The 20,341-nt window shown below is 71.6% G+C and carries 15 protein-coding genes; 5 read left to right on the top strand and 10 right to left on the bottom strand.

Annotated elements, in window-relative coordinates:
• Positions 1 to 49: 49 nt before the first annotated feature.
• From mmsB to ACZ66S_RS01200, 6 genes are all read right to left on the bottom strand, one after another.
• Positions 50 to 1,297: a multiple monosaccharide ABC transporter permease gene (mmsB, locus tag ACZ66S_RS01225; protein WP_469898800.1), complete on the bottom strand. Its 1,248-nt coding sequence runs from the start codon at positions 1,295 to 1,297 to the stop codon at positions 50 to 52.
• Positions 1,294 to 2,844, bottom strand: coding sequence for a multiple monosaccharide ABC transporter ATP-binding protein (mmsA, locus tag ACZ66S_RS01220; protein WP_469898798.1), 1,551 nt, complete (start codon positions 2,842 to 2,844; stop codon positions 1,294 to 1,296). The genes mmsB and mmsA overlap by 4 nt, the downstream gene beginning before the upstream one ends.
• 32 nt (positions 2,845 to 2,876) lie before the next feature.
• On the bottom strand, positions 2,877 to 3,983 hold the full coding sequence (gene chvE, locus ACZ66S_RS01215; protein WP_469898797.1) for a multiple monosaccharide ABC transporter substrate-binding protein: 1,107 nt from the start codon (positions 3,981 to 3,983) through the stop codon (positions 2,877 to 2,879).
• A gap of 145 nt (positions 3,984 to 4,128) precedes the next feature.
• Positions 4,129 to 5,100, bottom strand: a complete 972-nt coding sequence (locus ACZ66S_RS01210) for a hypothetical protein (RefSeq protein ID WP_469899691.1) — start codon at positions 5,098 to 5,100, stop codon at positions 4,129 to 4,131.
• Positions 5,101 to 5,208: 108 nt separating this feature from the next.
• On the bottom strand, positions 5,209 to 6,213 hold the full coding sequence (locus ACZ66S_RS01205; protein WP_469898795.1) for a zinc-dependent alcohol dehydrogenase: 1,005 nt from the start codon (positions 6,211 to 6,213) through the stop codon (positions 5,209 to 5,211).
• Positions 6,210 to 7,367 (bottom strand): mandelate racemase/muconate lactonizing enzyme family protein, encoded by a 1,158-nt coding sequence (locus tag ACZ66S_RS01200; protein ID WP_469898793.1) that lies wholly within the window; start codon positions 7,365 to 7,367, stop codon positions 6,210 to 6,212. The genes ACZ66S_RS01205 and ACZ66S_RS01200 overlap by 4 nt, the downstream gene beginning before the upstream one ends.
• Positions 7,368 to 7,669: 302 nt before the next feature.
• On the opposite strand from ACZ66S_RS01200, the gene ACZ66S_RS01195 reads away from it, so the two are divergent.
• A complete protein-coding gene (locus ACZ66S_RS01195) occupies positions 7,670 to 8,908 on the top strand; it encodes an SCO2400 family protein (RefSeq protein ID WP_469898791.1) in 1,239 nt (412 codons plus the stop codon).
• Positions 8,909 to 8,964: 56 nt separating this feature from the next.
• Here the strand turns inward: ACZ66S_RS01195 and ACZ66S_RS01190 are convergent, their stop codons facing one another.
• Entirely contained in the window at positions 8,965 to 13,089 is a 4,125-nt protein-coding gene (locus tag ACZ66S_RS01190) for a CHAT domain-containing protein (protein ID WP_469898789.1), read from the bottom strand.
• A 43-nt stretch (positions 13,090 to 13,132) separates the two neighbouring features.
• On the opposite strand from ACZ66S_RS01190, the gene ACZ66S_RS01185 reads away from it, so the two are divergent.
• Both ACZ66S_RS01185 and ACZ66S_RS01180 read left to right on the top strand, forming a co-directional pair.
• Positions 13,133 to 13,477, top strand: a complete 345-nt coding sequence (locus tag ACZ66S_RS01185) for a hypothetical protein (protein WP_199828921.1) — start codon at positions 13,133 to 13,135, stop codon at positions 13,475 to 13,477.
• A gap of 5 nt (positions 13,478 to 13,482) precedes the next feature.
• Positions 13,483 to 14,394 (top strand): hypothetical protein, encoded by a 912-nt coding sequence (locus ACZ66S_RS01180; protein WP_469898787.1) that lies wholly within the window; start codon positions 13,483 to 13,485, stop codon positions 14,392 to 14,394.
• A gap of 45 nt (positions 14,395 to 14,439) precedes the next feature.
• Here ACZ66S_RS01180 and ACZ66S_RS01175 read toward each other — a convergent pair whose 3' ends face one another.
• Positions 14,440 to 14,874: a MarR family winged helix-turn-helix transcriptional regulator gene (locus tag ACZ66S_RS01175; RefSeq protein WP_469898785.1), complete on the bottom strand. Its 435-nt coding sequence runs from the start codon at positions 14,872 to 14,874 to the stop codon at positions 14,440 to 14,442.
• 92 nt (positions 14,875 to 14,966) lie between these two features.
• On the opposite strand from ACZ66S_RS01175, the gene ACZ66S_RS01170 reads away from it, so the two are divergent.
• Together ACZ66S_RS01170 and ACZ66S_RS01165 are read left to right on the top strand one after the other, a co-directional pair.
• Complete coding sequence (locus tag ACZ66S_RS01170; RefSeq protein WP_469898784.1) at positions 14,967 to 15,965, top strand: NADP-dependent oxidoreductase; 999 nt, start codon at positions 14,967 to 14,969, stop codon at positions 15,963 to 15,965.
• Between the two features lie 97 nt (positions 15,966 to 16,062).
• Positions 16,063 to 16,482, top strand: a complete 420-nt coding sequence (locus ACZ66S_RS01165; protein ID WP_469898783.1) for an organic hydroperoxide resistance protein — start codon at positions 16,063 to 16,065, stop codon at positions 16,480 to 16,482.
• Positions 16,483 to 16,547: 65 nt separating this feature from the next.
• Here ACZ66S_RS01165 and ACZ66S_RS01160 read toward each other — a convergent pair whose 3' ends face one another.
• The gene (locus tag ACZ66S_RS01160) at positions 16,548 to 17,699 is read right to left on the bottom strand and encodes a serine hydrolase domain-containing protein (RefSeq protein WP_469898782.1); all 1,152 of its coding nucleotides are present in this window, start codon (positions 17,697 to 17,699) and stop codon (positions 16,548 to 16,550) included.
• 15 nt (positions 17,700 to 17,714) lie between these two features.
• Positions 17,715 to 20,240, bottom strand: coding sequence for a M14 family zinc carboxypeptidase (locus tag ACZ66S_RS01155; protein ID WP_469898780.1), 2,526 nt, complete (start codon positions 20,238 to 20,240; stop codon positions 17,715 to 17,717).
• Between the last annotated feature and the right edge of the window lie 101 nt (positions 20,241 to 20,341).

The following is a 20,341-nucleotide window of genomic DNA, read 5'->3' as shown; positions in this document are numbered from 1 at the left end:
TGTGAAGGAAGCGGGCCCCGCCGGTTGCTCCGACGGGGCCCGAGATGACTTACGAACCGGACTTGCGCTTGTTCCACACGTCGAACCCGACCGCGGCCAGCAGGGCGAGGCCCTTGATGACCTGCTGCCAGTCGGTGCCGACACTGAGGAGGTTCATGCCGTTGTTCAGCACACCGAGGACCAGGCCGCCGATGATCGCGCCGAGGACGGTTCCCACACCGCCGCTCATGGACGCGCCACCGATGAACGACGAGGCGATCGCCTCGAGTTCGAAGTTCAGGCCCGCCTTCGGGGAGGCCGCGTTCAGACGGGCTGCGACCACCAGACCCGCCAGGGCCGCGAGCACGCCCATGTTCAGGAAGACAAGGAAGGTGACCTTCCTGTCCTTGACGCCGGACAGCTTCGCGGCCGGCAGGTTGCCGCCGATCGCGTAGATGTGCCGGCCGAAGACCGCGTTGCGCATGACGTAGCCGTAGCCGACCACCAGCGCGCCGAGCACGATCAGGATGATCGGGGCGCCCTTGTAGCTGGCGAGCAGCAGGGTCAGCGTGAGGATCGCGGCGGCGATGGCGACGAGCTTGAGCAGGAAGAGGTTGGTGGGCGCGACCTCCAGGGAGAACTCCTGCTGCCGCTTGCGGTCGCGCACCTCCTGCCACACCACGGACACCAGCAGGACGAGGCCCAGCAGCAGCGTGAGGTTGTGGTAGTTGGTGTGCGGGCCGACCTCCGGGAGGAAGCCGTTGCCCATCTTCTGCATGCCGTCGGGGAACGGGCCGAGGGTCTGGCCCTTCAGGAACATCTCCGTCAGGCCGCGGAAGATCAGCATGCCCGCGAGGGTGACGATGAAGGAGGGTATGCCGAAGTAGGCGATCAGGTAGCCCTGCGCGGCGCCGGCGACCGCGCCGATGGCCAGGCAGAGCACCAGGGCCAGTGGCCACGCCACCCCGTGCTGCACGGTCAGCACGGCCGCGAAGGCGCCGACGAACGCGGTCAGTGAACCGACCGACAGGTCGATGTGGCCCGCGATGATCACCAGCATCATGCCGATCGCGAGGATCAGGATGTAGCTGTTCTGCAGGACCAGGTTGGACACGTTGCGCGGCAGGAGCAGGTCGCCGTCCGTCCACACCTGGAACAGCACGACGAGCAGGCCCAGCGCGATCAGCATGCCGTACTGGCGCATGTTGCGGCGCAGCCCGTTCAGCACCACGTGCAGCAGGCCCTGTCCGGAGGACGATCCCCCGCCCTTGCCCGGCGGCGCCGCGGCCGGGACCTTGTCCGTCACATCGGTGCTCATCGCGTTACCTCTTTGTCCTTCGTCATCTGGCGCATCAGCACTTCCTGCGTGGCCTCGGCCCGCGAGAACTCACCCGTGAGCCGTCCCGCGGCCATGGTGTAGATGCGGTCGCACATGCCGAGCAGTTCGGGCAGCTCGGAGGAGATGAAGACGACCGCCTTGCCCTGGGCGGCCAACTGGTCGATGACCGTGTAGATCTCGAACTTGGCCCCGACGTCGATGCCGCGCGTGGGTTCGTCCAGGATCAGCACCTCGGGACCCGCGAAGATCCACTTGCTGAGGACGACCTTCTGCTGGTTGCCGCCGGACAGCTTGCCCACCGGCTCGAAGACGGTCGGCGCCTTGATGTTCATGGACTTGCGGAAGCCCTCGGCGACCTTCCGCTCCTCCTGCTCGTCGACCACGCCCCGCCTGGCGACCTTCTTCAGGGCGCTGAGCGAGATGTTCCGGTTGATCGTGTCGATGAGGTTGAGGCCGTAGTGCTTGCGGTCCTCGGTGACATAGGCGATGCCGTGCGCGACCGCCTCGGAGACGGTCCTGGTACGGATCTCCCGGCCGTCCTTGAGGACCGTGCCGGCCGCGTGCCGGCCGTAGGTGCGGCCGAACACGCTCATCGCGAGCTCGGTGCGGCCCGCGCCCATCAGTCCCGCGATGCCGACGATCTCACCGCGTCTGACCTCGATCGACACGTCGTCGACCACCTTGCGCTGCTGGTCGATCGGGTGGTGGACGGTCCAGTCCCGGATCTCCAGCGCGGGTGCCGAGCCCACTTCGCCCTCGTAGTGCGTGCGCTCGGGGAAGCGGTGGTCGAGGTCGCGGCCCACCATGCCGGAGATGATCCGGTCCTCGGTGGTCTCCTTCGCCTTCACGTCGAGCGTCTCGATGGTCCGCCCGTCGCGCAGGATGGTCACCGAGTCGGCGACCTTGCGGATCTCGTTGAGCTTGTGCGAGATGATGATCGAGGTGATGCCCTGGTTCTTCAACTCCAGGATCAGGTCGAGGAGTTTGTCGCTGTCCTCGTCGTTCAGAGCCGCTGTCGGCTCGTCCAGGATGAGCAGCTTCACCTTCTTCGACAGCGCCTTCGCGATCTCCACCAACTGCTGCTTGCCCACGCCGATGTCGGCGACCCGGGTCTCCGGGTGGTCGTCGAGACCGACCCGGCGCAGCAGTTGGCTGGCGTGCCGCAGGGTCTCCCGCCAGTCGATGAACCCGCCCTTGGCGTGCTCGTTGCCGAGGAAGATGTTCTCCGCGAGGGAGAGGTACGGCGACAGCGCCAGCTCCTGGTGGATGATGACGATGCCGTGCTGCTCGCTCGCCCGGATGTCCTTGAAGGAGCAGAGCTCCCCCTCGAAGAGGATGTCCCCCTCGTAGGTCCCGTGCGGATGGACGCCGGAGAGCACCTTCATCAAGGTGGACTTCCCGGCGCCGTTCTCGCCGCAGATGGCATGGACCTCGCCCTGGCGGACGGTCAGAGTGACGTCCGACAGCGCCTTGACGCCGGGAAAGGTCTTGACGATCGAGCGCATTTCCAGGACGGGTCCCGCCATGGTCGTGCCTTCCAATCAGTAGGTGACGGCGCTTACTTGAGCTGGTCGGCCGTGTAGTAGCCGCCGTCGACCAGGACCTTCTCGTAGTTGGACTTGTCGACGCTCACCGGCTGCAGCAGGTAGGCGGGGACGACCTTGGTGCCGTTGTCGTACGACTTGGTGTCGTTGATCTCGGGCTTCTTGCCGTTGAGGGAGGCGTCGACCATCTCGGTGGCGACCTGGGCGAGCTTGCGCAGGTCCTTGTAGACCGTCTGCGACTGCTGTCCGGCGATGATCGACTTCACCGAGGCCAGCTCGGCGTCCTGGCCGGTGATCACCGGCAGCGGCTTCGCCTTGGTGCCGTAGCCGTCCGACTTCAGCGCGGCGAGGATGCCGATGGAGATGCCGTCGTAGGGCGAGAGCACCGCGTCGACCCGGCCGCTCGTGTACGAGGAGGTGAGCATGTCCTCCATGCGCTTCTGGGCGGTGGCTCCGTCCCAGCGCAGGGTGGTGACCTGGGTGAGCTTGGTCTGGCCGGACTTGACGACGAGCTTCTTGCTGTCGATGTACGGCTGGAGCACGCTCATCGCGCCGTTGAAGAAGTACCGGGTGTTGTTGTCGTCGTTGGAGCCGGCGAACAGCTCGATGTTGAAGGGGCCCTTGCCGCTCTCCAGGCCCAGCTTGTCGACGATGTACTGGCCCTGGAGCTTGCCGACCTTCTCGTTGTCGAAGGACGCGTAGTAGTCGACGTTCTTCGTGCCGAGGATCAGGCGGTCGTAGGAGATGACCGGGATCTTGGCGTCGGCGGCCTGCTGGAGGACGTTGTTCAGGGACTTGTTGTCGATGGCCGCGACGACCAGGGCCTTGACGCCCTGGGTGATCAGGTTCTCGATCTGGGAGACCTGCTGGTCGGGGTCGTCCTCGCCGAAGACCAGCTTGGTCTTGTAGCCCTTGGCCTGGAGGTCCTTCTCGACGTTGGCGCCGTCGGTGATCCAGCGCTCGGAGGACTTGGTCGGCATCGCGATGCCGATGGTGCCGCCCTTGGCGCTTTCGGTCTTCTCGTCGCTGCCACCCTCGCTGCTCTGGCCACAGGCGGTCAGGGAGAGGGCCAGGCAGGCGGTGGAGGCTATGAGGGAGAGTGCGGCTCGACGAGTGCGCATGATCATCATCCTTGATGTCGGGACGGGCTCGGTCAGGTGGTGCGGTGGCGCTCCGGCAACGAGGTGCGGGTCGGACCGAGGAGAAGAGGTGTGTGGGATTGTGTGTGACTGCGTCTGCTTTTGAGAAGGGACTCGGCCCGAAACGTTATGAGGGTGTTTCGAAACGCCGCAGTGCCCCGGGCAGTCGCGAACCGAGCGGCGCCATGTCGCCGTCCGCTCCGTGACGTGCCAGCAGATCCAGGGCGAGCCGCCCCCGCCGCACCCGTTCCCGGGCCGTGTTCAGGGTCAGATCACGCAGGTGGTGGCCGTACGGGTAGATCCCGGGGGCCTTCGACAGGCCGAACTTCAGGTAGAGCGGCGCACCGCGCCGGATCAGTTCGGCGACCTCGTACATCCGTACATAACCGCCGAGATCGTCGGGCGCCTCGATGTACATGTCCATCGGAGCGGCCGACACCCGCCGGATCTCGGTGAGGTGATCGAGCGTCAGATCGCTGGGCACGTTGATCGAGTCGGCGCCCAGGTTCTCGTAGACCGCGAACGCGGCCGGGTTGACCGGACCGACGAGCGCGCTCAGCTTCAGGGTGGTGTCGGCCGGGAGGATCCCGGCGGTCCGCGCCCGGTGCAGCGTCCACAGCACGCCCTCGTCGGCGACGAGGAGGCACTTGACGCCCAACTCCGTTGCGCGCACGGCGTCTTCGACGCAGCCGGCGACCGCGTCATGGCCCCGGGCCCGTAGCCCCCCGCCGCGCGAGTCGCTCCGGACGGAGCCGCCGATGTCCCAGGTGCCGCGCGGGCCGGTGAACAGGCAGAGCTCGATGTCACGTTCGTTCGTGGCGTCGACCATCTCGGTGATCTCGGCGTCGGTCAGCATCCACACACCGCTGCCCTGGCTGATCCGGTGGATCGGCACGTCGAGCCGCGAGGCCTCCTTCAGGACGACCGCCAGCGCCTCCGGCCCCTCGCACGAGGGGATCTCGGTGCGCCAGCGGCCGCCGCCGGGGAAGGCGTGCGGTGAGGCGTCGGCGGGATCGAGGGCGGGCGCGCCCAGGCCGAGCGCGGCAAGCGCCTGTTCGCCGGGTCGGCGGGCCGCCGGGGCGGAAGCGTCGGTCGTCACAAGCTGTCCTTTGTGTTCGATATGTCGGACAAGGTTCGCGGCTCAAGTCGTGCGGGGCTGGGAGTACGCCGGTACGGGGTGGTCAGGTCACCCCGTACCGGCGTACGTCTAGGGGCGGAGCAGCACCTTCCCGACCTTCGGATCACCGGACCCGACCAGCTCGATCGCCTCCGGGAACCCGTCGAGCGGCAGCTCGTGCGTGACCAGCGGCAGCGGGTCGAGCAGGCCGGCCCCGAAGACCCGTACCGTGTGCGCCCAGGCGTCCGGCGGGGCCCCGAAGACGGTGTGCACCTCCAACTGCCGTACGACGAGGTCCGTCGGGTCGAGGCCCTCGGCGCCCGGCGCCGGGATGCCCGTCAGGACCAGGCGGCCGCCGCGCCGGAGCAGGGAGGCGGCGGTGCGCGCGGCGGACGCGGACCCGGCGGTCTCGATCACGACGTCGAAGTCGTCCGGGAGCTCCTGCGCCCTGGTGCGGAAGTCGGTGGCACCGAAAGCTTTCGAAAGCTCCGCCCGGTCGGGCCTGGTCCCCACCACCAGCAGCTCGGCCGGCGAATTCGCCTTCAGGAACTGAACGGCGAACATCCCGAGCGTCCCGGTCCCCACCACGGCCACCCGCTCGCCGGGCAGGGCGTTCGCCTTGATCGCGGCGGCCGCGATGCAGGCGGCCGGCTCCAGCAGGGCCGCGGCCGTCAGATCGGCGTCGTCCGACAGGACGTGCAGCAGACGGGCGGGCAGGGTGAGCGTGGTGGCCATCGCGCCCGGCTGGGTGAACCCGGTCTCCTCGTACCCGGCCGAGCACAGGGTCGTCTCGCCCGCGTGACAGCGGTCGCAGACCTGGCAGTTGCGGAAGCCCTCGCCGACGACCTTGCGGCCGACAAGAGTTGAAGGCACACCCGCCCCGACCGCCTCCACCGTCCCGGACCACTCATGGCCCGGTGTGAGGGGGTAACGCACGTATCCTTCGGGCCGGTTGCCCTGGTACACCTCGCGGTCGCTGCCGCAGATGCCGACCGCGTGCACGCGCACCAGCGCCTCGCCGGCCGCGGGCTGACGAGGGGCGTGCTCGTCGAGCCGGTGCTCGCCGGGCCCCTCGATGACGACCTGGGCGCTCACTTGGTGCCCTTGGGCTTGCGCTGCTCCCAGCCCTCGGCCCACAGGTCGAAACGGGCCTGCTGCTGCGGGAACTCCGCGGCCGCGTCGACGTCCAGCTCGACGCCGAGACCCGGGGCGTCGGACAGGTGGAAGTAGCCGTCCACGACCTGCGGGGCGCCCTTGACGACCTTCTTGATGTCCGCGTCGGCGAAGTCGTTGAAGTGCTCCAGGATCTTGAAGTTCGGGGAGGTGAACCCGACCTGGAGGGAGGCGGCGGTGAGCACCGGCCCGCCCACGTTGTGCGGGGCGACCAGCATGTAGTGGGTCTCGGCGGTGGCGGCGAGCTTGCGGGTCTCCCAGATGCCGCCGATGTGGCCGACGTCGGGCTGGATGATGTCCACGGCCTGGCTCTCGAAGAGCTCGCGGAACTCGATGCGGTCGTGGATCCGCTCACCGGTGGCGACCGGGATGTCGACCTTGGCGGCGACCTTCTCCAGCGCCTTCAGGTTCTCCGGCGGGCAGGGCTCCTCCAGCCAGGCGGGCTTGAAGGGCGCGAGGTCCTTGGCCAGCCGCACCGCGGTGGACGGCGAGAACCGGCCGTGCATCTCCAGCATCAGCTCGGCGTCGGGGCCGATGGCGTCCCGGACGGCCTCGATCAGGGAGACGGCGTACAGGCTCTGCTCGTGGTCGAGCTCGAAGTGGCCGGTGCCGAAGGGGTCGATCTTCAGCGCCTTGTAGCCGCGCTCCATGACCCCCCGGGCGGCCTTGTGGTAGGCCTCCGGCGTCCGCTCGGTGGTGTACCAGCCGTTGGCGTACGCCTTGACCCTGTCGGTGACCTTGCCGCCCAGGAGCTGCCAGACCGGCACGCCCAGGGCCTTGCCCTTGATGTCCCAGCAGGCCATCTCGATCACGGCGATGCCGGACATGACGATCTCGCCGGCCCGGCCGTAGTCGCCGTACTTCATCCTCTTGACGAGGTCCTCGACAGCGAACGGGTCGGAGCCGAGAATGTGATTGGCCTCGGCCTCCCGCAGGTAGCCGATCAGCGCGTCGGTGTGTCCCAGCATCCGGGTCTCGCCGACTCCGGTGATGCCTTCGTCGGTGTGCACCTGGACGTACGTCAGGTTGCGCCACGGCGTCCCGACCACGTGTGTGCTGATTCCGGTGATGCGCACGGCGGTTGCCCCTCGTTGCTTCGTCGGCTCAGTGACGTCTGTTCGAAATTTCGTCACACGTTCGAAATGCTGACGTGACAGTAGGGAGGGGGCGGCGGGAGTGTCAATGGGTCGAACGCATAACGGTTTCGACACTGCTTTCGACACGGCTTTCGACGTCGGTTTCGACGAGATCGGGAGGGATGCCCGAACGGTCCCCCGCACACCTCTCAACTCACCGCGCCCAAGCGGGTAGTTCGACACACAACCTTCACAGGCGTGACTATGAAAGGCAGGTGAGAGGAACTTAGTCTTCCCGCGTCATGGACTACTGCGACCCGTGCCGACGGCACCTCAACGGCGCCCTCGCCTGCCCGGGGTGCGGCACCTCGATCGAAGCACTACGCGCGTACACCCCGCGTGTGCCCGCCCAGGCCCAGCCGCAGGAGCCCCCGGTGGCCCCGGCGTACGCCGCCTACGGGGTCACCGAGTCGCAGTACGGCACCACGGGCGCCCCCGGGGCGACGCCGTACCGGGGAGAGGTCCAGGGCGCTCAGGATTCCGCCCTGTACGGCTCGGGCGGCGCGGGCTACGGCGCATCGGACGGCCCGAGCGGCGGGGCGTACGGCACGGCCGGCCGGCCCGACATGGCGTACGGCGCCGACGGCCAGGGCGTCTCGGCACCCGGTCCCGGCGGCCGGAGCGGCGGGGCGTACGACACCGCGGGTCAGGCCGGCACGGCATACGGAGACGGCCAGGGCGGCGCGGCGTACGGCGCTGAGGGCGCCTCGCACGCGGGCGGTCCCGCGGTCGGCGGTCCGGCGGAGTACGGCTCGACGGGCGCCGACACCGGCTCGGGCGCCGATCCCGACATCGATGCCAACCCCGCCCGGGGCGCCGACGGCGCGGCCGGGGAGGCCGTGGAGCCCACCGGCGGCCGAGCGTCCCGCCGCCGCGCCCGCGGCCGCGGTGGCCGGGGCTCCGCGGAACCCGAGGACGCCCACGACGAGCACGACGAGTGGGACGACGACACGGACGAGGACGAGTCCGACGACCCGGACGACCCCTCCGACGGAGCCAGCCGTCGCGACCGCAAAGCGGCGGCGCACCGCCGACGTCGTCGCCGGACCCTGCTGATCGCCGCGGGCTTCGTGCTGGCGGCCGGCGGTCTGAGCCTCGCGGAGCTCGGCATGGACGCCCCGGGATCCCCCGCCAAACCGGCCGCGGCGGGCGGCGAGTCGGCCGAGGGCGGCGCCTCCCCGGAGGCGAGCGCGTCGGCGTCCCGGGCGGCCGGCTCCGGAGGGACCGTTCCCTCCGACTCGCCTTCCCCGTCGACCTCCGAGTCCCCTTCGCCCTCCGCGTCCGAGAGCGCTGACCCGGACGCGAGCAAGAGCCCCGAGGCCGGGTCGGCGAGCACCCCGCCCTCCGGTGGGCCGACCCCCACCGCCACGCCCACGTCCACGGGCGGCGGTTCGGCCCCCACGACCACCCCCACCACCGCGGCACCCAGTCCGACCCCGACCCCGACGGAGTGCGACCGCTTCCTGTGGTGGTGCACGTAAGGCTTCGCCGGTGCGAAGACAGGGTGGGTCGCTGCCGAACGCCCCGGAAGGGGCCGTTACGGTCCGCTGTGGATCAGCGACGCCCACAGGTGCGGTCGACCGGGATGCTCGGTGCGCAGATGCCGGACGACACGGTGGAGCGCGGTCGCCGCGTCGTCGGCGGACGGGGTGTCCGGCATCAGCCGGTAGAAGTGATCGGCCGCGTCGGCCGCGACACGGTCGTCCAGCGGCCACAGACTCGCGACGACATGCCGGAACCCGGCCAGGTGGAACGCGGACGCGAGGTGGATCGACTCGTCCGCGTGCCGCCGGCCGACGTGACCGGTGGAGCACGCGGACAGGTAGGCCAGTTCGGCCTCGTGGAGGTCGCGGCGGCCGATCTCCGCGATGGACAGCACCCCGTCGTGGAGATGGAGCCCGCCCTCGGAGGGGGCCTCGGGGTCGGTGCCGGCGTGGCAGGCGAAGTGCGCCCAACTCGCCTCTGACAGCGCTCCGGTCACCCGGGCGGCGGTCGCCTGCTCGTTGGTGAGCAACGGCATGTCCGGACGGGCCGCGTGCAGGCTCGCCGCCTCGGCGGCGGTGGCCGGCAGGTCCGGCAGGCCCGGGGTCCGGTCGAGGGCGACGGTGAGCCGGCGCAGGGCCGTGGCGGCCGGACGGCCCTGCGCACGGGCCAGGGCCCGCAGCGTGGGCGTGTACGACGAGACCGCCCGGTCGAGCGCCCCGGGCCCGCCGGGGTGCCCGGCCGCGTGCAGCGGCAGCAGCGCGAGCGGCCCGGTCGGCATCCACCACACGCGGGGGAGTACGCCGTCCTCGGTACCGAGCCGGTGTCCGACCGCGTCGAGGACCGGCTCCACGGCCCTGTCCCACAGCCTGCCGAGCAGCTCCGTCAGCACCCGCTGCCGGCGCAGCTCGCCGGTGAACGTCCCGGCGTCGTGCGTCGCCTCCGTCAGCTCCACGGCCCAGGCCTCGACATCGGCCAGTCGCAGGTCGGGCAGCGGTACCAGCAGCGGGGGACCCTCGGCGGTGACGACGATGCCGTCGCACCTCTGCAGCCCCGCGTTGAGCAGTACGACCGCCCCGCCGGTGGCGGCCGGCCGCAGCTCGTTCCATGTCGGCGGGAGCAGGAACCGCTCCAGGCCCGGCAGTCGGCGGATCTCCGCCAGGACCGCGTCATGCTCGGACCACAGCCTTCTGCGCCGGTCCACGTGGTCGATGTCCTGGCCGTCGTCGGCCGTGGCCATGGCCGGGGGGTCCGGCGCGTTGAGGGCGTCGCGGACGCGGCTCAACCGGCGTGCCAGGGCGGGGTGTTCGGCCTCCAGGTCCGCGAGGGGCGTCCGCAGCGCCAGCCGGGACGCCAGCAGGATCGACCGGCCCAGCTCACCGGCCTGGACCGCGCCGCCCGGATCGTCCAGGGCACAGTGCACGGCGATCGTCTCGCCGACCAGTCCGTGGTTGGCGCCGAGGCGGTACTCGTGGTCCGCCGCCGAGGTCTCCCGCGCCGCGACCGACGGCAGCAGCTCCACCGCCGTGTCGAACAGCAGCCGGGCGGTGCGCGGTTCGTCCAGCAGGTAGGCGAGCCGTCCCACCGCCCAGCAGGCGCGGACCCGGTCCAGCGGGGGTGACGTCGTGGCCGCGAGCGCGTCCTGCGCGAGCCGGGCGATCCGCGACCGGTCGAGGGCGCCGCCGCTGTTCCACCGCCGCTGGTAGCAGGTCGCGAGGAGGTAGACGCGCGCGGCCCGGTTGGGCTGGTCGCCGGGGGTGGCCGTGAGCGCCTCCTCCACGGCGTCGACCGCCCGGTCGAGGTCGGAGGTGTCGCCGGTCCGCTGGAACCGCAGCCGGTAGGCGTGGCCGAGGCCGACCAGGTACCGCGTGCGGTCCGGATGGCCGGCGGGAACCGCGGCGGTCGACTCCCGCGCCAGCTCGACGAAGCGGTCCAGGTCGACCGGGTCGCCCGCGTGCTCGTACCGCTTCTGGTGGGCCCGCGCCAGGTTGAACAGCCGCAGCGCGCGGTCGGGATGGTCCACGGGCGTGGCCGCGACCGCCAGGAGCGCGAGGTCGACGGCGCGGTCGAAGTCGGCCGCCGCGCGGCTGCGCTGGGACCGGTCCTGGTAGGCGATCCCGAGGCCGGTCAGGTACATGGCGCGGGCCGGGTGGTCGGCCGGTGTCGCGGCCAGGGCCTGTTCGTGGTGGGCGAGGGCCCGGTCCAGGTCGTGCAGGCTGCCGTTGTGCCAGAACCGTTGGCTGAGGGCGCTGCCGAGGTTGTTCAGGTGCATCGCCCGGTCCGGATGGTCGTCCGGGGTGGCGGTCACCGCGCGTCTGCCGGCGTCGATGGCCGCGTCCATGTCGGCCGGCTCCCCGGTGCGGGCGAACCGGGACCAGTGGGCGAGACCGAGGTTCGACAGGCGGTACGCGAGATCCGGGTGGTCGGTGGGTGTGTCGGCCACGGCCTGTACCTGGTGCGCGACGGCCAGGTCCAGATCGGCCACGTCCCCCAGGAGCGCGAACCGGCTCCGCAGGGCCGCCGCGAGGTTGTTCAGGGCGGTCGCGCGGAGCGGGTGGTCGGCCGGTGTCGCGGCGACGGCCCGCTGCAGGTACTCGACGGCCCGGTGCACGTCGGCCGGGTTCGCGGTCCGGTCGAAGCGCGCGTCGTACGCGGTACCGAGGTTGGACAGGCGCAGGCCGCGCTCCGGGTGGTCGGTGGGTGTGGCGGCGACGGCCCGTTCGTAGTGGTCGACGGCCCGGTCCAGGTCGGCCACGTCCCCCCGCCGTTCGAACCGCGCGTGGTACGCGACCCCGAGGTTGGACAGGAACGTCGTGGACCGGCGGTACCCCTCGGGTGCCGTGGCCACGGCACGCCCCAGGTGGCGGATGGCCCGGTCCAGGTCGGCCGGGTCGCCGAGCCGTTCGAACCGCGCGTGGTACGCCATGCCGAGGTTGGACAGGTAGGCCGCCCCGTCGGGCGCGTCGTCCGGGGCGGCGGCCACGGCCTGTTCGTGGTGGTCGATGGCGCGGTCCAGGTCGGCCAGGTTCCCGGTCCGCTGGAAGCGGGCGTGATGGGCGACGGCGAGGTTGGACAGGGCGGTCACCCGGAACGGGTTGCCGGCGTCGGAGACGGCCCGGTCCCCGAACGCGATGGCACGGTCCAGGTCCGCCTGCCGGCCCGCCCGGTCGAACCGTGCCCAGGAGGCGGTGCCCAGGTTGGTCAGGACGGTCGAGCGGTGCGGGGAGTCGGCGGGCAGGGCGATGAGGGCCTGTTCGCCGGTGTCGAGGGAGCGGTCGAGGTCCGCGAGGTGCCCGGTCGCCTCGAAGCGCCGCAGGTGACCCGTGGCGAGGTTGGTCAGGACGGTCGAGCGGTGCGGGGAGTCGGCGGGCAGGGCGATGAGGGCCTGTTCGCCGGTGTCGAGGGAGCGGTCGAGATCCGTGCGGTGCCCGGTCGCCTCGAAGCGCCGCAGATGGCCCGTGGCGAGGTTGGTCAGGACGGTCGACCGGTCGAGGGAGCCGTCGAGGGTGACGGCCAGCGCGCGCTCGCCGATGTCGAGCGAGCGGTCCAGGTCCGTGCGGTGCCCGCCCCTCTCGAAGCGCAGGACATAGCCCGAGGCGAGGTCGGTCAGGATGATCGGCAGGTGCGGGGACCCGGCGGGGGCGACGACCATGGCGCGCTCGTCCGCGCTCACCGCCCGGTCCAGGTCCGCGGGGTGCCCGGTCCGCAGGAACCGCATCAGGAGGCCCGTGCCGAGCGTGGCCAGATGGAACGCCAGGTTCGGATCGCCGGTGTTCGCGAGGACGGCCCGCTCCCCGAACTCGACGACGCCGTACAGGTCGTCGGGGTGCCCGGCCCGCCGGAACCGCAGGAGATGGGTGACGGCGAGGTTGCCCAGGATCAGCGCGGTGTTCGGGTCGCCGGCCCGGAGGGCGGCCACGGCCTGTCGCCCGATGCCGATCGACTGCTCGGCGTCCTCCTCCCGTCCCGTCAGCGCGTACAGCGCCCGGTGGGTCTCGGCGAGGTTGTACAGACGGGTCGCACGGTACGGATGGTGCGGCGGGGTCAGGGCGAGGATGCTCCGGAACAACGGGACACAGCGGGCCAGCAGGGTCGCGTCACCGGCTCGGGTGGCCCGGTCCAGAAGGTCGACAGCCTGCTGGTTCAACTGCCCCGGATCAAGCCGGTGGTCGGAGGTCATCGACCATGAGACTATCGGCCGACTGACGGAAGGGGGAGCCGTGGTGGACGCCGAGCGAGCGGCCCTGACCACGCTGTGCAAGGAGTTCGACGCGCTGATCGGCGAGACGAGGCTCCACACCGCGGCACGTCAGGAACTGCTGGAACGGATCGCGGCCGAGGCGCGGGCCCGGCGCCCGGTGCTCGCCCTGCTGGGCGAACTGCTGCACACCGACCGCGAGACCACCCTGCGCACGCTCGCCACGGGACTGCCGGGAGCCGGGCCGGGGACCGCCCGGGCGGAGAACTTCCGCTGCCCTGACGGCGCCTGTGACCGGACGGCGGTGCCGCCGCCCGCGGGTGCCCTCCCGCGCTGCGCGGTCATGGGCCGGCCCATGGCGCGGGGGTAGCTCAGGTGGGCGGATTCCTCCAGCAGTTGGCCAAGACCCTGGCCGACCGGTGGATCAGCCTGCTCGTGCTGCCCGGCGCGTTCTTCCTCGGCGCGGTGTGGCTGTCCGTCAACCTCGGCCAGGCCGACGCGTGGAACGCCGCGCTGCTGACCAGGCGGGCCGAGCACACCATGACCGAGATCGCCGGCCAGCCGAGCGGCGCACAGGCACTGCTCGTCGTGGCCGTGCTGGCGGCCGCCTCCGGTACGGGCTTCGTCGTGCAGACACTGGCCGCGGTCACCCGGCGGATCTGGCTGGGCCCCTGGCCCCGCCCCCTCGCCCCGGTCGCGGCGGCGCGCACGGCACGCCGGCGGGCACGGTGGTACCGGCTCGTCGAGGAACGCCGGGCGCTCGAAGCCGTGAGCCCGGCCTTGCGCACCCGTGAGCGGCAGGACCGGATCGACGCCGTGGCCCAGCGCATCACCCGACTGGCCATGGCCGAGCCGGGCAGGCCGACCTGGATGGGCGACCGGATCCACGCCGTGGAGTCCATCGCCCACCACCGCTACGGACTCGACCTGGCCTACGGCTGGTCCCGCCTCTGGCTGGTGCTCCCCGACACCGCGCGGGCCGATCTCACCGCCGCGCACACGGCGTTCGCCGCCGCGGTCGCCACCGGAACCTGGGCCGTGCCCTACCTGCTGCTCACCGCGGTGTGGTGGCCCGCCGTGCTGGTCGCCGCGGGCATCGGCCTGACCGGGTGGGCCCGCGCCCGCGCCGCCGTGGCCGAACTCAGCACGCTGACCGAGGCCACCGTCGACCTGCACGGCCGTACGCTGGCGGCCGCGCTGGGGGTCGGTGTCACCACCGAGGGGGCCGGTCCGCTCACGATCGGCGAGGGCGAGCGCATCACCGACCTGGTGCGCAAGGGCCGCTAGCCGCCCACCCGGTGCGCGTACGACGTGCCGCGACGGGCGCCCCGGTCACGCGTCCCGCATCCGCCGCAGCAGATCCCGCAGCGACTGCCGCTCCCCCTGGGACAGCCCCGCCAGCGGCTCACGGGCGAACCGCAGGCCCTCCCGCAGTTCCCGGGCCACCTGGAGCCCCGCCTCCGTCGCCGCCGCCACCTTGACCCGGCGGTCCGCGGGGTCGGGCCGGCGTTCCACCAGTCCGCGGGTCTCCAGCCGGTCCACTATCCCGGTGACGTTCGACGGCTCGCACTTCAGTTTCTGGGCCAGCTTGCGCATGGGCAGCGGCTCCAGGGACAGCAGACTCAGCAGCCGCGCCTGCGCCCCGGTGAGGGCGTGCTCCGCGGCCGCGTCCTCGTAGTCCGAGTAGAAGCGGGCCACCACGTCCCCGATGAGCTCCACCACTTCCATGGTGAGCGCGTCGGGCCGGGTCTTGTGAGGAGTGGGCATGCCCTCCAGGATACCCCTTTACTTGACAACCTGAAATATTCAGGAGCATGATTGTTTAAGGCACTGAAGTAAATGGAAAGGTCGCAGGCATCATGATCAACCGCGAATGGCACCTCGTCTCCCGCCCCGTCGGCTGGCCGAAGCCCGAGGACTTCGCCCTGGTCGAGACGGAGGTGCCGACCCCCGGCGAGGGCCAGGTCCTGGTCCGGAACACCTACGTCTCCGTCGACCCGTACATGCGCGGCCGGATGAGCGCCGCGAAGTCGTACACCGCGCCCTTCGAGCTCGGCAAGGTCATGCAGGGCGGTGCGGTCGGCGAGGTCGTGGCCTCCAACGCCGAGGGCATCGCCGTCGGCGACCACGTCCTGCACTTCTTCGGCTGGCGCGAGTACGCGGTCATGGACGCCAGGCACGCCGTCAAGGTGGACGCCGACGCGGCCCCCCTGTCGACGTACCTCGGCGTCCTCGGCATGACCGGCCTCACCGCCTACGCCGGTCTCCTGCGCACCGCCTCCTTCAAGGAGGGCGACTCGGTCTTCGTCTCCGGCGCCGCGGGTGCCGTCGGCAGCCAGGTCGGCCAGATCGCCAAGCTCAAGGGCGCCTCCCGGGTCATCGGCTCGGCCGGCTCCGACGAGAAGGTCAAGCTGCTCGTCGAGGAGTACGGCTTCGACGCGGCCTTCAACTACAAGAACGGCAAGGTCAGCGACCAGCTCCGCGAGGCAGCCCCGGACGGTGTCGACGTCTACTTCGACAACGTCGGCGGCGACCACCTGGAGGCCGCCATCGGCTCCCTCAACCAGGGCGGCCGGATCGCGGTCTGCGGCATGATCTCCGTCTACAACAACACCGAGGCGGCCCCCGGCCCGCGCAACCTCGCCCGGCTGATCCAGACCCGCGGCCGCATCGAGGGCTTCCTGGTCGGCGACCACTACGACCTCCAGCCGGAGTTCGTCGCCGAGGTCGGCCCGTGGGTGGCCTCCGGGGAGCTCAAGTACCGCGAGACGGTCGTCGAGGGCATCGAGAACAACCTGGAGGCGTTCCTCGGGGTCCTGCGCGGCGACAACACCGGAAAGATGATCGTCAAGCTCTGACCCCTGTGCTGGATTTCCGGCATGCGGTAACTTCTTTCCGAATCCCGCCGTCGATCGTGGGCGCGAGTCGCGGTGGACCGAGGAGGAAGACAACCGCATGTCCATCCAGCAGACCGATGTCCTCTACACCGCCGTCGCCACCGCCGAGAACGGCCGCGACGGCCGTGTCGCCACCGACGACGGCAGGCTCGACCTGGTCGTCAACCCGCCCGAGGAGATGGGCGGCAGCGGCAAGGGCACCAACCCCGAGCAGCTCTTCGCGGCCGGTTACAGCGCCTGCTTCCAGGGCGCCCTGGGCGTCGTCGCCCGCCAGGAGAAGGCGGACATCTCCGGCTCGACGGTCACCGCGAAGGTCGGCCTGGGCAAGAACAGCGACGGCTTCGGCCTGATCGTCGAGATCTCGGCGGCCATCCCGAACGTCGACGCCGGGACCGCCCGGGCCCTCCTTGAGAAGGCCCACCAGGTCTGCCCGTACTCGAAGGCGACCCACGGGAACATCTCCGTGACGCTCGTCTGACGGAGCCCGTCGGTCGTACGGGCGGAGGCGGCACCCCTGGACGTGGGGTGCCGCCTCCGTTCCCGTCAGACCTCCAGGGCGGCCCGGTGCACGGCCCGCACGAACCGGTCGTTCTCCGGCGCGGCCCCTCCCGGGAACGCCATCCGGCGCCGCGTGTAGCCGTAGGCCAGCCCGCTGCGCGGGTCGGCGAACGCCTGGGAGCCGCCGGCGCCGCTGTGGCCGAAGGAGCCGGCGCCGAGGAAGGGGTGCCACATGTCGGCCGTGGCCTGGAAGCCCAGTCCGTACGACTTGTGGGCACGGGCCACCAGGTCGTAGCCGACCGAGTGGATCTGGCCCACCTCCGCGATCGTGTCCGGCTTCAGCAGGGGCGGCCGGTCGGCCACCTCGCTGATCGCCGCCGCGTACATCCCGGCCAGGCCCCGCGCGGCCGCCACCCCGCCCGCCGACGCCGGCCCCTTCGCGCGCACGGCACGGGAGTTGGCATAGCCGGCCAGGTCGCCCGGGTCCGGCACCTGCTGGTTGAAGGCGATCGCGGCCAGGGTGTGCGGACCCGTCGGCGCCGCGTCCAGCAGGGCCTGCTGGGTGGCCGTCGGCGCCATCGGCAGCACGGAGCGGTAACGGGGCTCCAGAGCCTCGGGCAGCCCCAGGTGGAAGTCCAGCCCGTACGGCGCCCGGATCCGCTCCTCGTACACCTCCTGGAGCGTGCGGCCCGTGGCCCGCCGTACGATCTCGCCGGTCAGCGCGCCGATCACGAGCGCGTGGTAGCCGAAGGCCGTGCCGGGGCGCCAGAACGGCTTCTGGTCCGCGAGCCGTTCCGCCACCGCCCGGTCGTCCGCCAGCTCCTGCGCGCTGAACCCGGCGTCCAGCCCCACCACCCCGGCCCGGTGCGCCAGCAGGTCCCGCAGGGTGAGCTGGCCCTTGCCCTCGGCGCCGAACTCCGGCCAGTAGTAGGTCACTTTGCGGTCCAGCTCCAGCGTGCCCTCCTGGACGAGGAGCGCGACGACCAGATGGGCGGCCCCCTTGGTCGACGAGAACACGCCGTACAGGGAGTCCGGTCCGGCGCCCGCGCCGGCCCACAGGTCGACGACCCGCCTGCCGTGCACGTACGCGCTCAACTGACCCTCATAGTCGGGCCGTTCACCCGACACGAAGGCGGCGAACTCCTCGCGCACCGCCTCGAAGCCGTCGGCGACGGTGCCGTGGATCTCCTGCGTCATCCGCTCTCCTCAACCTCAGCCGCTGCTCGCGTGCGCCATGGTGAACAACGCCCGTCCGACCTGGGCGAACTCCCCCTTGGGATGATCCCGGAAGAGGGGCTCGGTGCCGAACAGGACGGCGTGCGGGCCACTGACGACCGAGGCCCGCCCGGCCGCGGCGGCGGGACCGCCCGAGCCGTCCGGCAGGGGCCGCCAGTGCCCGGAGACCAGCGGGTTCCCGGTGGCGTACGCCTGCTCGACACGCACCCCCGGCCCGAGGTCGGTGAACCAGACCGGCGCGTAGACGAACCCGTGGTGCGGGGCCCCGGCCGTCACCGGGCCCGAATTCACCACGCGGACCACGCCGTTGGCGTCGCCGTTGCCCGCCACCGGCTTCGCCGCCAGCAGCCCGGTGTCCGCGCTCAGCGCGGCCCCGACGGTCCCGCGTCCGACGAGCCCGTGCCCGGCGCCCAGGAAGGCGTCCAGGGCCGTCCGGGCGCCGCTCGTGAGGTCGTCGCGGTCCAGCCCCGCCGACACGAACAGCACGTCCACCGACGACCAGTCGAAACCGGCGTTCAGGACGGCCGTGGAGACCGGCGTGACCTCGAAGTCCATCTCCCGCAGCGCGAACAGCTCGCCGGGGGTCACGGCGGCGGCCACGCGGGTGCGCCGCAGCGCGGTCGTGCCCTTCTGCCGTGTCGCGTCGAACACCACGTCGTGGGTGCGAGCGGCCTCGGCGGCGAGGGCCCGCGCCGACGCGGGCACGACCGCACTGCCGTCGGCGGCCCGCCGTACCGGAACCCCCTGCCGGAGCAGCGAGTTGAGGGCCGCGACCTCCCGCAGGTCGGTCAGCCGCAGCCGCAGGTCGCCGCGCGGTGCGACGGAACCGACGTGCGCGGCGGCCGCGACGGGCCGCAGGGCCGCCCCGGCCAGGCTCCCGGACGGCACCGGCACGACCGCGGCGCCCCACAGCCGGCCCAGGCTCCAGCCCGAGATGTCGTACATCACCGAGACCTTGTCACTGATGTCCCGGCCGTCGGCGAGCAGCGCGTTCGCCAGGCCCCGCTTCGGCTGGCGCATGTCGACGACGTACGTGCCCTTCGGGTACGTCCGTCCGCCGAGCCGCAGCTCACGGCTCGCGCGGTCGACGCGCACGTCGTTGGCGAGCAGGTGGTCGACGAGACGGGCGGCGGCCGTCGATCCCGACGGGATCACGTAGGCGCGCGGGAACCCGGTGGTGTACACGTCCTCGGGCCCGATGCCCGGCACCCCGGGGACCGTCGCCTCGGACACCGGCACCTGGGCGGCCCCCGCCGCCCCGCGCCGGAACACCTCGATCTGGTCGGCGACCAGCGCGGTCCGCCGCTCCCGCACGAAGTCGAGCGTCGCCGTGATGGCGGCCCCCGCGACGGCCGTGTTGATCGCGGACCGGCGCCGCAGCTCCGCCACGGGCAGGCTGTCGTAGAGGGAGTTGTTGACGGCCAGCGGGATCTCCACGGTGTGCGCGGCGACCGTGCCGTGGAAGGCCGCGTACTGCGGGGTGAAGATCGGCGGCCAGTCGTCCCAGCCCTCCTCCTGGTCCCGGAAGGGGATCTGGGCGGGCTCGACACCGTCCTTCGCGGGTGTGTAGGCGAGGCCGTTGACGGCGGCCTCCATGCCGAGCGCGTTGGCGTAGGTGTTCTTCAGGAAGAGGTCGTACTCGTAGTTCTCGCCGTGCGGGGGAGTGGTGGGCTCGATGAGCGTGCCGTTGACGTAGCCGTGCAGGTCGAGCATGACGGCCGGCTGCTTGTCGATCTCGATCTGCCGCATCGCCCGCGTCTCGGGCTGGGAGGCGGTCACGAAGTCCCGGTTCAGGTCGAAGCCGTTGGCGTTCGCCCGGGTGCCGGCGATCCGGCCGTCGGGGTTGGCGGTGATGTTGAAGTACAGCCGGGAGTGGGCGAGCAGGTCCTTCGTGCGCGGGTCCCCGGCCGTCGCGAGCCGCTCGACGATCCTCAGGGAGGCGTCCGTGCCCTCCCACTCGTTGCCGTGGATGTTGTTGTTGAAGAACACCGGCGCCTTGTAACGCGCCTTGATCTCGCGGGACTTGGCGGCGGTGGCGGGCGCGTTCCCGATGAGCTCGCGCATCCGCTCCTGGGCGCGGGTCTCGGCTGTGGTCTCCGGGGCGGTCACGGTGACGAGGTAGAGCCGGTGCCCGCCCGCCGAGCGCCCGGCGACCTCCACGCTCACCCGGTCGCCCAGCCGTTGCAGGGCGTTGAGCCGCGGCGCGATCGCGTGGTACGGCGTGAGGCCCAGCTTGACGGACCGGTCGGAGGGGTTCTCGGGGTCGGGCGTGAGGACCTGCCGGCGGGGATAGCCGCGGCTCGTGTCGGTGAAGCCGGTGACGGGGGCGGTGAGCGAGCGCCGGGCGGCGCTCTCCGGGGCCCGGGCCGGGCCCTGGTCGTGGGCGCGCTCGCGGGTGGGGGGCTCGGGGTCCGCGCTCGCGCCGGTCGGGGTGAGCAGCAGCGAGCCGGTGAGGGCGATGAGCAGGACGGGTCTCGCAGGAACGGTTCTCGTGGTGTGCACGCGTACCTCCTCCGGGGCTTCCTGAGATCGGTACGGCGAGATGTACCCGTTCGACTCAACCGCAACAAGAGGGAGTTCGTGGCGCGGATGCCCCGGATGGC

The sequence above is a fragment of the Streptomyces sp. NPDC107471 genome, from assembly GCF_055582845.1.
The sequence above is the reverse complement of the archived record's forward strand: the minus strand, read 5'-3'. Positions and strand labels throughout refer to the sequence as shown.